This window comes from Nocardioides sp., assembly GCF_035703625.1.
Lineage (GTDB): Bacteria > Actinomycetota > Actinomycetes > Propionibacteriales > Nocardioidaceae > Nocardioides.
This window is the reverse complement of the sequence record NZ_DASSXS010000061.1, coordinates 1-13862: the sequence shown is the minus strand read 5'-3', so window position 1 is coordinate 13862 and position 13862 is coordinate 1. Positions and strand designations below refer to the sequence as shown.

General features: G+C 70.9%; 17 protein-coding genes. 4 read left to right on the top strand and 13 right to left on the bottom strand.

What is annotated here, in order from left to right; translation table 11 throughout:
• Positions 1-2: 2 nt before the first annotated feature.
• From VFN12_RS02820 to VFN12_RS02805, 4 genes are all read right to left on the bottom strand, one after another.
• The gene (locus VFN12_RS02820; protein ID WP_325117054.1) at positions 3-854 is read right to left on the bottom strand and encodes a carbohydrate ABC transporter permease; all 852 of its coding nucleotides are present in this window, start codon (positions 852-854) and stop codon (positions 3-5) included.
• A complete protein-coding gene (locus VFN12_RS02815; protein ID WP_325117053.1) occupies positions 854-1801 on the bottom strand; it encodes a sugar ABC transporter permease in 948 nt (315 codons plus the stop codon). Before VFN12_RS02815 ends, VFN12_RS02820 begins: the two co-directional genes overlap by 1 nt.
• Complete coding sequence (locus VFN12_RS02810) at positions 1798-3090, bottom strand: extracellular solute-binding protein (RefSeq protein ID WP_325117052.1); 1293 nt, start codon at positions 3088-3090, stop codon at positions 1798-1800. Before VFN12_RS02810 ends, VFN12_RS02815 begins: the two co-directional genes overlap by 4 nt.
• A 68-nt stretch (positions 3091-3158) precedes the next feature.
• Complete coding sequence (locus tag VFN12_RS02805; protein WP_325117051.1) at positions 3159-4085, bottom strand: alpha/beta fold hydrolase; 927 nt, start codon at positions 4083-4085, stop codon at positions 3159-3161.
• 101 nt (positions 4086-4186) lie between these two features.
• Here VFN12_RS02805 and VFN12_RS02800 point away from each other — a divergent pair, with 101 nt between their 5' ends.
• Positions 4187-5062: an esterase/lipase family protein gene (locus VFN12_RS02800; RefSeq protein WP_325117050.1), complete on the top strand. Its 876-nt coding sequence runs from the start codon at positions 4187-4189 to the stop codon at positions 5060-5062.
• Here VFN12_RS02800 and glpX read toward each other — a convergent pair.
• The 5 genes from glpX to VFN12_RS02775 are packed head-to-tail and all read right to left on the bottom strand — an operon-like array spanning position 5027 to position 8995.
• The gene (gene glpX, locus VFN12_RS02795) at positions 5027-6046 is read right to left on the bottom strand and encodes a class II fructose-bisphosphatase (protein ID WP_325117049.1); all 1020 of its coding nucleotides are present in this window, start codon (positions 6044-6046) and stop codon (positions 5027-5029) included. The two genes, VFN12_RS02800 and glpX, sit on opposite strands and share 36 nt — an antisense overlap.
• A gap of 16 nt (positions 6047-6062) precedes the next feature.
• Positions 6063-7046: an ABC transporter ATP-binding protein gene (locus VFN12_RS02790; protein WP_325117048.1), complete on the bottom strand. Its 984-nt coding sequence runs from the start codon at positions 7044-7046 to the stop codon at positions 6063-6065.
• Entirely contained in the window at positions 7043-7834 is a 792-nt protein-coding gene (locus VFN12_RS02785) for an ABC transporter permease (RefSeq protein WP_325117047.1), read from the bottom strand. Before VFN12_RS02785 ends, VFN12_RS02790 begins: the two co-directional genes overlap by 4 nt.
• A complete protein-coding gene (modA, locus tag VFN12_RS02780) occupies positions 7831-8598 on the bottom strand; it encodes a molybdate ABC transporter substrate-binding protein (RefSeq protein WP_325117045.1) in 768 nt (255 codons plus the stop codon). The genes VFN12_RS02785 and modA overlap by 4 nt, the downstream gene beginning before the upstream one ends.
• Position 8599: 1 nt before the next feature.
• Entirely contained in the window at positions 8600-8995 is a 396-nt protein-coding gene (locus VFN12_RS02775; RefSeq protein ID WP_325117043.1) for a TOBE domain-containing protein, read from the bottom strand.
• Between the two features lie 134 nt (positions 8996-9129).
• On the opposite strand from VFN12_RS02775, the gene VFN12_RS02770 reads away from it, so the two are divergent.
• The gene (locus tag VFN12_RS02770; RefSeq protein WP_325117041.1) at positions 9130-9681 is read left to right on the top strand and encodes a DUF4245 family protein; all 552 of its coding nucleotides are present in this window, start codon (positions 9130-9132) and stop codon (positions 9679-9681) included.
• A gap of 6 nt (positions 9682-9687) precedes the next feature.
• Here the strand turns inward: VFN12_RS02770 and VFN12_RS02765 are convergent, their stop codons facing one another.
• Positions 9688-9903 (bottom strand): exodeoxyribonuclease VII small subunit, encoded by a 216-nt coding sequence (locus VFN12_RS02765; protein ID WP_325117040.1) that lies wholly within the window; start codon positions 9901-9903, stop codon positions 9688-9690.
• The gene (xseA, locus tag VFN12_RS02760; protein WP_325117039.1) at positions 9896-11119 is read right to left on the bottom strand and encodes an exodeoxyribonuclease VII large subunit; all 1224 of its coding nucleotides are present in this window, start codon (positions 11117-11119) and stop codon (positions 9896-9898) included. Before xseA ends, VFN12_RS02765 begins: the two co-directional genes overlap by 8 nt.
• A 47-nt stretch (positions 11120-11166) precedes the next feature.
• Here xseA and VFN12_RS02755 point away from each other — a divergent pair, with 47 nt between their 5' ends.
• Positions 11167-12171 carry a 4-hydroxy-3-methylbut-2-enyl diphosphate reductase gene (locus VFN12_RS02755; protein WP_325117038.1) on the top strand — a complete coding sequence of 335 codons (1005 nt, stop codon included), beginning with the start codon at positions 11167-11169 and terminating at the stop codon, positions 12169-12171.
• 5 nt (positions 12172-12176) lie between these two features.
• The gene (locus VFN12_RS02750; protein WP_325117036.1) at positions 12177-12794 is read left to right on the top strand and encodes an L-threonylcarbamoyladenylate synthase; all 618 of its coding nucleotides are present in this window, start codon (positions 12177-12179) and stop codon (positions 12792-12794) included.
• On the opposite strand, the gene VFN12_RS02745 is transcribed toward VFN12_RS02750, so the two are convergent.
• Positions 12791-13195 (bottom strand): DUF6542 domain-containing protein, encoded by a 405-nt coding sequence (locus VFN12_RS02745; protein WP_325117035.1) that lies wholly within the window; start codon positions 13193-13195, stop codon positions 12791-12793. The genes VFN12_RS02750 and VFN12_RS02745 overlap by 4 nt on opposite strands.
• A 21-nt stretch (positions 13196-13216) precedes the next feature.
• The coding region (locus VFN12_RS02740; RefSeq protein ID WP_325117034.1) for a DNA recombination protein RmuC at positions 13217-13862 on the bottom strand (646 nt) is incomplete at its 5' end.

The window sequence follows — 13862 nt, the reverse complement described above, 5'->3', positions numbered from 1 at the left end:
TCTCAACCCTTCACTGCGCCGGAGGTCAGACCCGCGACGATCTTTCGCTGGAACAACAGGACGATGATGATGATCGGGATCGTGACGATCACCGAAGCGGTGGCCAGCTGGCCGTAGGGCGGATTGAACGGGTCGGGCCCCACGAAGTAGGACAGCTGGGCGGGGACGGTCCGGGAGCCGGTTCCGGTGGCGCCTCCGTCGACCGTCGACGTCAGCGAGATCGCGAGCACGAACTCGTTCCACGCGAAGAAGAACGTCAGGATCGCGGCGGTGAACACACCGGGAGCCGCGAGCGGCACGATCACCTTGCGGAACGCCTGCCACGACGTCGCACCGTCCACCTGGGCAGCCTGCTCCATCTCCCACGGGATCTCCCGGAAGAACGCCGAGAGCGTCCAGATCGCGAGGGGCAGCGTGAACGACATGTAGGGGATGATCAGGCCGGGCCAGGTGTTGAACAGGCCGACGGTGCGCCACAGGTCGAACAGCGGACCCACCAGCGCGACCACCGGGAACATCGCGATCGCCAGCGCCAGGGAGAGGACCAGCCGCTTGCCCTTGAACTCCAGTCGCGCGATGGCGTACGCCGCCAGGGTCGCGAAGATCACGGCCAGCAGGGTCGCGATCGCCGCGATCCCGAAGGAGTTGATCAGCGAGTTCGAGAAGTCGGAGTTGTTCAGGATGTCGCTGTAGTTCGCGGTGGTCGGGTCCTCTGGCAGGAACTGCGGACTGCCGGCCGCCGTCTCCTCGACCCCCTTGAACGAGAGCGAGATGATCCAGACGACGGGCAGCAGGCACCACACCAGGATCAGGATGAAGCCGACCCACACGCCGACCTTTGCCTTGCCCTTCATCACGCCTCACCCCTTGCCTGGGCCAGATCGACCTTGAACAGCTTCACGATCAGGAACGCGATCAGCAGCACCGCCAGGAACAACAACACCGAAAGTGCGGATCCGAGCCCGAGCTGCACCTGCTCGATGACCTGTCGATAGGTCAGGAACGAGGACGACTCGGTGTCCTCGGCCCCCTTGGTCATCACGAAGATGTTGTCGAAGATCCGGAAGGCGTCGAGGGCCCGGAACAGGACCGCCACCATGATCGCGGCCCGCATGTTGGGGAGGATCACCTTCCACAACCGCTGCCACCACGTGGCGCCGTCGACCTGGGCCGCCTCGATCATGTCCTCGGAGATCTGGGACAGGCCGGCCAGCAGCAGGAGGGACATGAACGGGGTGGTCTTCCAGATCTCCGACACCATGATCGCGAACATCGCCGACCAGTGGCCGCCGAACCAGTTGTAGTCGTCGGGCACGAACGGCAGCCACCCGTTCACGAAGCCGTTGTTGAGACTGAACGCGAACTGCCACGCGTAGGCCGAGACCACCGTGACGATGCCGTAGGGGATCAGGATCGAGGTGCGCACGACACCACGGGCGAAGATGATCCGGTGCATCACCATCGCGAAGGCGAAGCCGATCACCAGCTCGATGGCGACGGTGACGACCATGATGAGCACCGTGTTCCAGGTGTCCTGCCAGAACAGCTGGTCGGTCAGCACCGTCCCGTAGTTGGCCAGACCGACGAACTCCCGGTCGTCCGGCGCGGTGAGCCGGTAGCGGAACAGCGACAGGTAGAGCGCCTGGGCCATCGGCCAGGCGGTGACGATCAGCATCAGGATCACGGCCGGGGCGACGAGCCGCATCCCCAGCCGGTTCTCGGCCCGCGCCCGGTCGCTGATGATCGCGGGCGCCTGGGCCTTCTTCCGGGCCTGCTTCTTCGGGGCAACGGTGGTGCTCACAGCAGGCTCTCTCCCTGGAGGACTTCCTCCATGAACGTCGCGGATTCGTCAGGCGTCTGGTCGTCCACGCCGGACGGTGGGTGCCAGGTGCTCAGGATCGCTCCGGACATGTCGCTCCAGTACGGAGAGACGGTGCGCGGTGCGGCACGCTCCAGGCTCTCCTGGAACAGCGCGAGCAGCTGCGCGTCGTAGAGCTCGGCCAGCGGCGGGTAGTCGTAGCCCGCCGGGCTGGAGGGCATGTTGCCGGTCAGCTCGGCGTTGACGCCCTGGTTCTCCGGCGTGGTCAGGCATTCGACGGCTTTCATCGCCGCGTCCTTGTGCTCGGAGAAGTTGCTGACCGCGAGCCCGATGCCGCCGTACGGCGGTGCCGACTCCTCGCCCTCCACGGTCTCGGGGTAGGGCGCGAAGCCGATGTCGTCGTCGAGCCGTTCCTCGCCGTAGTTGTTCCAGATGAACGTCCAGTTGACCATGAAGGCGCCGGTGTCGGCGGCGAAGGACGTCGCCGCCGTGCCCTCGTTCGACACCGAGAGGTCAGCCGGGGCGGCGTCGGAGCCGTTGAGCTCCGCGACGACGTCGGCCGCGGCCTGGCCGGCCTCGGAGTCGATCGTGACGGTGGCGTCCGCCCCCTTCTCGGTGTCGGTGGCGATCTCGCCTCCGGCGCCGGAGACGAGCGCGTTGACCCACACCGAGTAGCCCTCGTACTTGTTGGCCTGGACCGCCACCGTGCCGTCGTTGTCCGCGGCTGCGGTGATGATCTGGTCCCAGGTGACCGGCTGGCTCATGTCGAGCCCAGCCTTGTCGACGAACGACTTGCGGTACCACAGCACCTGGGTGTTGGACCAGAAGGGCGCGACCACGAGCTCGTCCTCCCACGTGGCGGCGTCCACGGCGCTGGCGAACGCCTGTTCCTCGAACTTCGTCTGCAGGTCCGAGGGGATCTCGGCGAGGTAGCCGGCGGCGGAGAACTCCGCGGTGAATGGCGGGTCGAGGCTCATGATGTCGATCTCCGGGTCGCCTGCGGCCAGCCGGCGCGCGAGCTGGATCCGCTGCTGACCGGCGTCCTGGGGGAGGACCTGGGTGGTGATGGTGTACTCGCCGCCCGACTGCTTCGTGCAGTTCTCCGCGATCTTGTCCTGACCGCCGGCGTCGGGGTTGATGTACCAGACGAGGTTGTTGCCGCCGTCGTCCTCGCCGCCACACGCGGCAAGGACACCGGACGCCATGAGCAGGATTCCGACGGTCGCAACCGCGGGCCGAACTCTCCGTTGCCGCTTGCGTGGGGTCGTCATGCGCCCTCCCTGGCTCCGTGGCCAAATTGTGGCCTAGGTCACGGTCTAGTCCCTGGGGCGGGGTTTGTCTACTTTCCTGCTCGCCTGGCAGTCCGATCGATGGCGTCGACGAACGTCGAGAAGAGGGCGGGGGGCAGGTCGTGGCCCATGCCCTCGATCAGGAGCAGCTCGGCTCCGGGGACCGCCGCGGCCGTGGCGCGACCCCCCGAGGCGTGCACCATCTTGTCGGCGACCCCATGGATCACCAGCGTCGGCACCGTGACTCCGCGCAGCCGGGAGGCGCGGTTCTTCTGGGTCAGGACCGCCAGCATCTGGCGCAGCACGCCGCTGCGGCTCACGCCGCGGTCGAAGGTCTCCTCGGCGCGTTCGACGACCCGGTCGTGATCCTGCGGGTAGCTGGGGGAGCCGATCATCTTCCAGACCGCGACGCTGGTGGTGACGTAGGCCTCGCGACCCGGGCCGCGCGACATGAGCAGCGACGGAAGCAGCGACGGGTGCTGCCAGCCCACCGACCGCTTCCCGGTGGTCGACATGATGCTGGTCAGGGAGCGCACCCGCTCCGGCCGGGTGATCGCCATGGTCTGCACGATCATCCCGCCCAGGGACACGCCGACGACGTGGGCGGACTCGAGGCCCAGGTGGTCCAGCAGCCCGCAGGCGTCGGCTGCCATGTCCTCGAGGGAGTACGGCGCCCGCACCCTGCGGCCCATGAAGGCGCGGACCACCATCGACCGGGTCACCCGGCCCCGGATCCGGGAGGACCGGCCGGTGTCGCGGTTGTCGTAACGGATGACGAAGTAGCCGCGCCGGGCCAGGGCGGTGCAGAGATCGGGGTCCCACCAGTTCATCGGTCCGCCGAGCCCCATCACGAGCAGCAGCGGCTCGCCGTCGGGGCTCCCGAAGGTCTGGTAGCAGAGCTCGACGTCCTTGCTCAGCGGGGCCATCAGCTCGTCGGAGACCGGGACCGCGGACGTGCGCCGCGTGCGGGAAGCCATGTCGACCAGTCAACTACACCTCGCGGACGACAAGCGATCGCGGACTCACCATGCGGTCGATATGCGGCGGCGGGTGGGGTCGGGGCCGTATCGTTGAAAATGTGAGCACATCGGTGGGCTCGTTCCTCCATCCGCCGGGCTTCGTGAGCCCGGGGCTCGCGGCTGTCCTGCGCGAGGGCAGCCTGGTGGCCGAGGCCGGGCGCTACGCGGTGCGCTCGGCCGGGAACTGCCGCTCCGAACGCGGTCGCGGGTCCGGTCGGCAGTCGGGCCGGCAGCCTGGACCAGGGGCGGGTCGAGGGGCGGGCCGAGGGGTGGGCCGCAACGACCCCGTCATCCTGGTCCCGGGCTTCCTGGCCGGCGACGGAACGCTGAGGTTCATGGCCGGGGCGTTGCGCCGGAACGGCTTCCGCACCTACCGCTCCCACATCCACGCGAACGTCGGGTGCACGCTCAACGCGGCCGCCCAGCTCGAGGGACGGCTCGAGTCCATCGCGCAGCGACGCGGCGGGCGGGTCCAGATCGTCGGCCACAGCCTCGGCGGCATGCTGGCGCGCGGTCTCGCCGTACGTCGCCCCGACCTGATCTCCGGGGTGGTCACGCTGGGGAGCCCGATGCTGGCCCCGGGCGCCCACCACGCCTCACTCGCGCGGAGCGTGGAGGTCCTGGTCCGGCTGAGCCGGGCCGGCGTGCCCGGCCTGATGTCGGAGGACTGCGTGGCCGGCGCCTGCGCCCGGCAGAGCTTCGAGGAGAGCCGCCGGCCGATGCCGGCGACCGTGGCCTTCACCGCGGTCTACTCCCGGCGTGACGGCATCGTCGACTGGCGCGCGTGCGTCGACCCGTTGGCGGTCCCGGTCGAGGTGAGTACTTCTCACATCGGGATGGCGATCGACCCGCGCGTCATCGACCACGTCGTGGCGGCGCTGAGCGGGTCGCTCGCGAGCTCAGCGCTCGAAGTCGATCGAGGCGAAAGTGCGTAGCTTCTGGAGCCGGTGCTCGGAGGTGATGGAGCGGATGGTCCCGCTCCGGGCCCGCATCACCAGCGAGTGGGTCGTGCAACCCCCGGCGCGGTAGCGCACACCCTTCATCAGCTCTCCGTCGGTGATCCCGCTCGCCGCGAAGAACGCGTCGTCGCCGGACACCAGGTCGTTGGTGCCGAGGACGAAGTCGTCGTCGAGGTCGTGGCCCGCGTCGAGGGCGCGCTGGCGCTCGTCGTCGTCCTGGGGCCAGAGCTGGCCCTGGATCACGCCGCCGAGGCATTTCATGGCGCAGGCCGCGATGATCCCCTCCGGGGTGCCGCCGACGCCGAGCAGCAGGTCGATGCCGGTGTCGGCGCGGGCCGCCATGATCGCGCCGGCCACGTCGCCGTCGCTGATGAACTTGATCCGGGCTCCGGTCTCGCGGATCTCGTCGGCGATCGACTGGTGCCGCGGGCGGTCCAGCAGCACCACGGTGACATCGGCCGGCCTCGACCCCTTGGCCTTGGCGACCTGGTGGATGTTCTCGGCCACGGGGTAGCGGATGTCCACGACGTCGGCCGCCTCCGGGCCGGTGGCGAGCTTGCGCATGTAGAACACCGCCGAGGGGTCGTACATCGCGCCACGGGGCGCCACCGCGAGCACCGAGATGGCGTTGCTCATCCCCTTGGCGGTCAGGGTGGTGCCGTCGATGGGGTCCACCGCGACATCGCACTCCGGGCCGGTGCCGTCGCCGACCTGCTCCCCGTTGTAGAGCATGGGCGCCTGGTCCTTCTCGCCCTCGCCGATCACCACCGTGCCGTTCATCGCGATCGTGGAGATCATGATCCGCATCGCGTTGACCGCGACCCCGTCGGCGCCGTTCTTGTCACCCCGCCCCACCCAACGGCCGGCGGCCATGGCGGCGGCTTCGGTCACCCGGACCAGCTCCATCGCGAGGTTGCGGTCAGTGGTACCGGGGGTGATGTCCGCCAGACTGTCGGTCATGGCCGAATGGTAACCGTCATGGCCCGGTGGAGTCGTACGACCGCACCGCGGTCGCCTTCACCGACAGCCACACGTCGCGGCCGGGCACGAGCGACATCTCGGTGGCGGCGGCCGGGGTCACGTCGGCGATCAGGTCCGGCTGTGCTGGTTCGTGAGGGGCGTGGACCAGGAGCCGCACCGCGTCCCCGTGCGGCGACACGTCGACGACCTGCCCGTGCCAGCGGTGGCGCGGTGAGCCGACCGGCTCCTGGAGCGTCACCACGACCGCCTCGGGGGTGAAGGCCATCAGCTTGTCGCCGTGGCGCACCACGTTGAGCCCGACCAGCCGGGCGACGTGCTCGGTGCGCGGCCGCTGGGAGACCTCGGCGGGGGTGCCGAGCTGGGCCACCCGGCCCTCGTCGAGCACGAGCACCCGGTCGGCGATGGTGAGCGCGTCGATGGCGTCGTGGGTGACGAGCAGCGTGACGCCGTCGTACGACGCGAGGTGGCGGCCGAGCTCGATCCGCAGGGCCATCGCGACCTTGACGTCGAGCCCCGTCAGCGGCTCGTCGAGCAGCAGCAGGCGAGGTCGGGTGGCCAGCGCCCGGGCGATCGCGACCCGCTGGGCCTGGCCGCCGGAGAGCTGGCCGGGCTTGCGGTCGGCCAGGTCCCCGATGCCGAAGCGTTCGAGCCAGGCGCGCGCGTCGGCGTCCGCCTGCCGGCGCGCGGTGCCCCGGGCGCGCGGGCCGAAGGCCACGTTGGCCAGCGCCGTCAGGTGGGGGAAGAGGAACTGGCCCTGGAAGACGAGGCCGACCGCCCGGTCGCGGGCGGGGACCCGGAGCAGGTCGACCCCGCCCAGCCGGGCATGACCCTCGGCCGGCAGCAGGCCGGCCAGCGCGCGGACCAGCGTCGACTTCCCGGCGCCGTTGGGACCGATCACCGCCAGCACCTCCCCGCCTCGGGCCGTGAACCCGGCCTCCACGCGGTCGGCCACCCGCAGCGAGACGTCGAGGCCGGTCACGGGGTGCCCAGCCAACGGTCGCGCAGCGCGAGGAGCACGCCGATCGAGACCAGCAGCATCACCATGCTCAGCGCCAGGGCGGCGTCCTGGTCGGACTGGCGGGTGACGTAGATGAGGTTCGGCATCGTCTGGGTGACGCCGGGGTAGTTGCCGTTGAAGGTGATCGTGGCGCCGAACTCGCCCAGCGACCGGGCCCAGCCGAGCACCATCCCGGCGAGGATCCCCGGCAGGGCGAGGGGGACGCTGACCCGCCGGAACGCGGTCCACCGGGTGGCGCCGAGGGTGGCCGCCGCGGCGTCGTACTCCCGGTCGGCGGAGCGGAGGGCCCCCTCGATGGCGATCACGACGAAGGGCATCGAGACGAAGACGTGGGCGAGCACCACACCCGCGGTCGTGAACGGGAACGCGAAGCCGGTCAGCTCGAGCAGCGGCTCGCCGATCACGCCGGTGCGGCCGAACGCCGTCCGCAGGGCGATGCCCGCCACCACCGGTGGCAGCACGAGCGGGACGGTCACCAGGGCGCGGAGCCAGCCCCGGCCGGGGAACTCGACGCGAGCCAGGAGCCAGGCGAGCGGCAGCCCGAGGACGAGACAGATCAGCATCGCGGCGGTCGACGTGGTCAGCGAGAGCCAGAGCGCCTCGCGCAGGGGTTCCGAGCGGAGCTGGCCGGGCAGGGCCGCCCAGTCCGTCGCCGCCACCATCGCCACCAGGGGCACGACCAGCAGCAGGGTGGCCAGGAGCGCCGGCGCCATCAGGACGACCGGGGGTCGCCCGAGCGGGTCCCTCATGGGCGGCTCACGGTGAAACCTGCCTCGCTCAGGGCCGCCCTGCCCTCATCGGAGGTCATCAGGTCCACCCACGCCTGGGCCAGATCGGCGTCCTCGCTCTGCTCGAGCGTGGTCGTGAAGTACGTCGTCGGCTCCTTTTCGGCACCCGGGACCTCGATCGTCTCGACGTCGTCGCCTGCCGCCACGGCGTCCGAGGCGTAGACGAGGCCCGCGTCGGCCTCGCCGGAGACCACCTTGTCGAGCGTGGCCCGCACGTCCTCCTCGAGGCTGGCCGGTGCGGCGGTCACGCCGTTGTCCTCGAGGACGGACGTGGCGACGCGGCCGCAGGGGACCTCGTCGGCGCAGCGCACCCAGGTCGTCCCCTCGAGGTCGTCGAGACTCCTGATCCCGGCGGGGTTGCCGGCGGGGGTGACGATCACCATCACGTTGCCGGCGAACTCGACCACGTCCCCGGCGACGCCGGCCTCCTCGGCCGCCTGCATCGACGTCGCGTCGGCGGTGGACAGGACGTCTCCGGGGGCGCCGTCGGCGGCCTGCTCGGCCAGGTCGGTGCTGGAGCCGAAGGAGAAGGAGACCTCCGCCCCGTGCTCCTCCTCGAAGCCCGCTGCGAGCCCCTGGTAGACGTCGGTCAGGGAGGACGCGGCCAGGACGGTCAGCTCCGGTTCGGCATCGCTCCCGCCGGACCCGCATCCCGCGAGCACGAGCACCAGAGCCAGCGCTGACCCGCCCGAAACTTTCGGGCGGGTCAGCGTGTGGCGGGTCATCTCAGGGCCTCTCGATGACGACGTTGGTGGACTTCACCGAGGCGATGGCGCGCACCCCGGGCTCGAGCCCCAGCTCGTCCGCGGCCTCGGAGCTCATGAGCGAGACCAGCCGGTAGGGACCGCAGATCACCTCGACCTGGGCCATCACGGTGTCCTTGACGACCTTCGTGACGATGCCGGAGAACCGGTTGCGGGCGCTCACCGCCGCGGCGCGGGTGCTCTCCCGATCGGGGTGGTCGGCCAGCTCCTGGGCCAACCGGGCCAGCTCGACCGCGGGGACGACCGTGCGGCCGGACTCGGTGGCGCTGGTGAGCCGGCCGGCCTCGATCCAGCGTCGGACGGTGTCATCGCTGACGCCGAGCACCTCCGACACTTCCGCAATCCGGTACCCCATCACGCGTACAGCATGCCGCACATGCGGATGAATTGGCGATTGGTCCGCCGCGTCTGATCCCTCACCGCCCGGCCCGGGCCGCCGCCCGCCACCTCGTTGATTCGCGACGGGTCAGCGGGCGCTGTGAAGATTGGCGCGTGAGCCAACCCTCCTACCAGCGGTCGGCGTCCGGCCTCGTGGGTGCCCTGGTCGTCACCCTGCTCGTGATCGGAGTGTTCGTGGCGTTCCGGGCCCTGAACCGCGACGAGCTCGAGGTGGGTCCGGCGTCGATCGACTACCTCGAGCAGGCTGCCCTCGCCCAGGACGCGGGCCTCGACGTGGTCTACCCGTCAGACCTGCCGGAGGGCTGGCGGGCCACCAACGTGGAGGTGGCGCCGGGCGAGCGTCCGGCCTGGGCGATCAGCCTCCTCACCGACGATCAGCGCTACGTCGGCATCCGTCAGGAGGACGACCAGCTCGACGACCTGCTCTCGACGTACGTCGACGAGGAGGTGCAGGAGCGGCCGGGCATCCGGGTCGAGGGTTCGGTGGCACCGGAGTGGCAGGCGTTCGAGGACGAGGGCGGCGATCTGGCCTACGCCGCGGAGCTCGACGGCGATGTCGTGATGGTCTACGGGTCGGCCGGGGAGGAGGACCTGCGGATGGTCCTCGAACGGCTCAGCACGGATCCGGTCACCTCGACCGGCTGAGCCCGGTCAGGTCCCGGGATCGGCCTCGATCGCGTCGTCCAGCCGCCTGCGGGCGCCGTCGAGCCACTCCTGGCAGGTCTTCGCCAGCAGCTCGCCCCGCTCCCACAGGGCCAGCGACTCCTCGAGGGTGGTGCCACCCGCCTCGAGCTTGCGCACCACCTCGATGAGCTCCTCGCGGGCGGACTCGTAGGACGGCTTCTGCCCCGTGTCTTGATCAGTCATCGGACTCGACCTTCGTGGTGGTGGCGTGGAGGCGACCGTCGGACACCCGGATGGTGACCGGGGCGCCGGTGGCGACTCCGGCGACGGAGCTGACCACGTGTCCCTGGGCGTCCTGGAGCACCGAGTAGCCCCGGCGCAGGGTCTCCAGCGGGGAGAGCGCCCTGGCCCGGGCGCGCTGGTGGGCGATGTCGTCGGCCCCCCGGTCGAGGCCGTGGCGCAGGCAGCGGCGAGCCCGCTCGCGCAGCTCGACCACCTCGTCGGTGCGCGCGGCGACCAGGGACCGGGGATCGGCGAGGACCGGGCGCGACCGCAGGTTGTCGAGCCCCGCCTGCTCCCGGGCGAGGACACCGGTGACGGCCGAGCGAATGCGGTCGCGGGCCGTGGCGACGCGCTGGCGCTCCTCGAGCACGTCGGGGACCACGAGCTTCGCCGCATCGGTGGGCGTCGAGGCCCGGACGTCGGCGACCAGGTCGAGCAGCGGGGCGTCGGGCTCGTGGCCGATGGCGGACACGACCGGCGTGCGGACCTGGTGGACGGCGCGCACCAGCCCCTCGTCGGAGAACGGCAGCAGGTCCTCGACCGAGCCGCCGCCGCGGGCGACCACGATCACGTCGACGCGCGGATCGCGGTCGAGCCGCTCCACCGCCTCGATCACCTCAGCCGCGGCGCGGGTGCCCTGCATCGCCGCGTGGGCGACCTCGAAGTCGACCGCCGGCCACCGCCGCCGCGCGTTCTCCAGGACGTCGCGCTCGGCCGCCGAGCTGGGGGCGGTGACCAGGCCGACGCATCGGGGCAGGAAGGGCAGGGCTCGCTTGAGCTCCACGGCGAAGAGTCCCTCGGCCGCCAGCAGCTGCCGCCGCCGCTCGATCCTGGCCAGCAGCTCGCCGAGCCCCACCATCCGGATCTCACGTGCCGCCAGCGAGAGCGTTCCACGGTTGGCGTAGTACGACGGCCTGGCGTGCACCACGACACTGGCGCCCTCCACGAGAGGCGGGTTGAGACTGTCGAAGAGCGTCCGCGAGCAGGTCACCGCGATCGAGATGTCGGCGATGGGGTCCCGCATGGTCATGAAGACGGTGTTGAGCCCCGGCCTCCGGCTCACCTGGGCGATCTGGCCCTCGACCCACACCGCTCCGAGACGGTTGACCCAGCCGTCGATCAGGGTTGCGATCTGGCGGACCGGTGCCGGCGACTGGGCCGTGGTCTCCAGGGGCATGGGCGGCAGCCTAGGTGACGTGAAGGACCGTCCGTAGACTCGGCGCCATGAGTACCGACCTGGGTACCCCACCCGTCCTGTCCCCCGATGAGGCGGAGCGTGCCGTGCTGCTGGCCGCTCCGCGTGGCTACTGCGCCGGCGTCGACCGGGCGGTGGTCACCGTCGAGCAGGCGCTCGACCTGTACGGCGCGCCGGTCTACGTGCGCAAGCAGATCGTCCACAACAAGCATGTCGTGTCCGACCTGGAGTCGCGCGGGGCGATCTTCGTGGAGGAGCTGGACGAGGTGCCCGAGGGCCGCACCGTGGTGTTCTCCGCCCACGGCGTGTCACCCGAGGTCCACCGCCAGGCTGAGGAGCGCGGCCTGAAGACGATCGACGCGACCTGCCCGTTGGTGACGAAGGTCCACCACGAGGCGAAGCGGTTCGCCGGTGACGACTACGACATCCTGCTGATCGGGCACGAGGGGCACGAGGAGGTCGAGGGCACCGCCGGCGAGGCACCCGACCACATCCAGCTCGTGCAGAGCCCGGCTGACGTGCCGAACATCGAGGTCCGTGACCCCGCGAAGGTCGCGTGGCTGTCCCAGACCACCCTCTCCGTCGACGAGACCCTCGAGACCGTGGCCGCGATCCGCGAGCGGTTCCCGCAGCTGCTCGACCCGCCCAGCGACGACATCTGCTACGCGACGCAGAACCGCCAGCTCGCGGTGAAGGAGATCGCCCGGGACGCCGACCTGGTGATCGTCGTCGGGTCCGGCAACTCCTCCAACTCGGTGCGGCTCGTCGAGGTGGCGCTCGAGGCGGGCGCGCGGACGGCGTACCGGGTCGACGACGCCGGGGAGATCGACGAGGCCTGGCTCGAGGGTGTCGACAAGGTCAGCGTGACCTCCGGCGCCAGCGTGCCCGAGGAGCTGGTGCAGGGGGTGCTCTCGTTCCTCGCCGAACGCGGCTATCCCGACGCCGAGGCCGTCCACAGCGCTGAGGAATCGCTGATCTTCGCGTTGCCGAAGGAGCTGCGCCGCGACCTCAAGGCGGCGTCCGCCAAGGCCTGACGCCCGTGGCCCGCTACGTAGAGCTCCACCCCGACAACCCTCAGCCCCGCCGGGTCGACCAGATCGCCGACGCCCTGCGCGACGACGCCCTGATCGCCTATCCGACGGACTCGGGCTACGCGCTCGGTTGCCGGATCGGCAACCGGGACGGACGGGACCGGATCCTGCGGATCCGGGGACTCGACGACAAGCACCACTTCACCCTGGTCTGCCGGGACTTCTCCCAGCTGGGGCAGCTCGTGCACGTCGACAACTCGGCCTTCCGGGCGATCAAGGCGGCCACGCCGGGGCCCTACACCTTCATCCTGCCCGCGACTCCCGAGGTGCCGCGGCGGCTGCTGCACCCTCGCAAGCGCACCGTGGGGGTCCGGATCCCCGACCACCGGGTGGTCCACGCCCTCCTCGAGAGCCTCGGTGAGCCGCTGCTGAGCAGCAGCCTGATCCTGCCGGACGAGGAGGAGCCCCGCACGTCCGGCTGGGAGATCAAGGAGGAGCTCGACCACCAGGTGGACGTGGTGATCGAGGCGGGGGAGACCCCGTCCGAGCCGACCACCGTGGTCGACTGGTCGCAGGGCGAGCCCGAGGTCCTCCGGTACGCCGCCGGTGACCCGGACCGGTTCTAGGAGTCGACCCGGACCATCCTCTGGCGCACCGCCAGCGTGACCAGGCACAGGACGTAGCCCGCGACCAGCGCACCGCTGTGGTGGGAGAGTCCGGAGACCACGGCCTGGACGACGCCGTCCTGGGGATGTGCGATCACGTCGGGTCGGGTGAACCCGAGGAGGATGAAGAGGCCGACCATGATCAGCGGCGGCAGCACGCCGACGACGAAGAAGTCAGTGGGCCGCACGGCCAGGGCGAGCCCGATGCACAGGGCGACGAAGCACAGGTCGAAGAAGAGGCTCACCCGCCCGACGATCGCGAGGTCGACGATCACCGCGGTGAGCGCGACGGCCACTCCGAGCGCGACGACCGCGCGGCCGGGCTCGCGCCCCTCTTCCCAGAGGGTCCGGGCTTGGGTCACGGCGTCCACCGTAGGGCGCGGTCACTCCTCACCGGACGCGGCGCGCCGGTCGACGGACCTGAGCTCGATCGATCCGGCCTCGACGGAGCCCGGGGATCGTGGGGTCGACTCCACCTGGCGGGGCGAATCGAGGTCGTCGGACACCACCGACAGCTCGGAGAACCGCCGGGCGGACACGAGGACCCGCGACTCGTAGGAGCCGACCGCCTGGTTGAAGTGACCGACCGCGGTGTTGAGGGAGCGGCCGACCCGGTCGAGGTGGGTGCTCAGCAGGCCCAGCCGCTGGTGCAGGTCGCGGCCGAGCCGGTGGATCTCGCGGGCCTGGTCGGCCAGCGCCTCGTGGCTCCAGCCCTGGGCGACCGTGCGCAGGAGGGCGATGAGGGTCGTGGGGCTGGCGAGCACCACCTGCCGGGCGGCGGCGTAGTCGATCAGGCCGGGATCGGTGTCGAGGGCCGCGGCGAGGAACGATTCGGCCGGCACGAAGAGCACCACGAACTCCGGGGTCTCCGACAGGGCCCGCCAGTACGCCTTGGACGAGAGGCCGTCGACGTGCTGGCGCAGCTGGCGGGCGTGTCGCCCGAGCGCCTCGCGGCGCGTCGCGTCGTCCTCGGTCGACGTGGCGTCGAGGTAGGCGTCGAGCGGCACCTTGGCGTCCACCACGACCTGG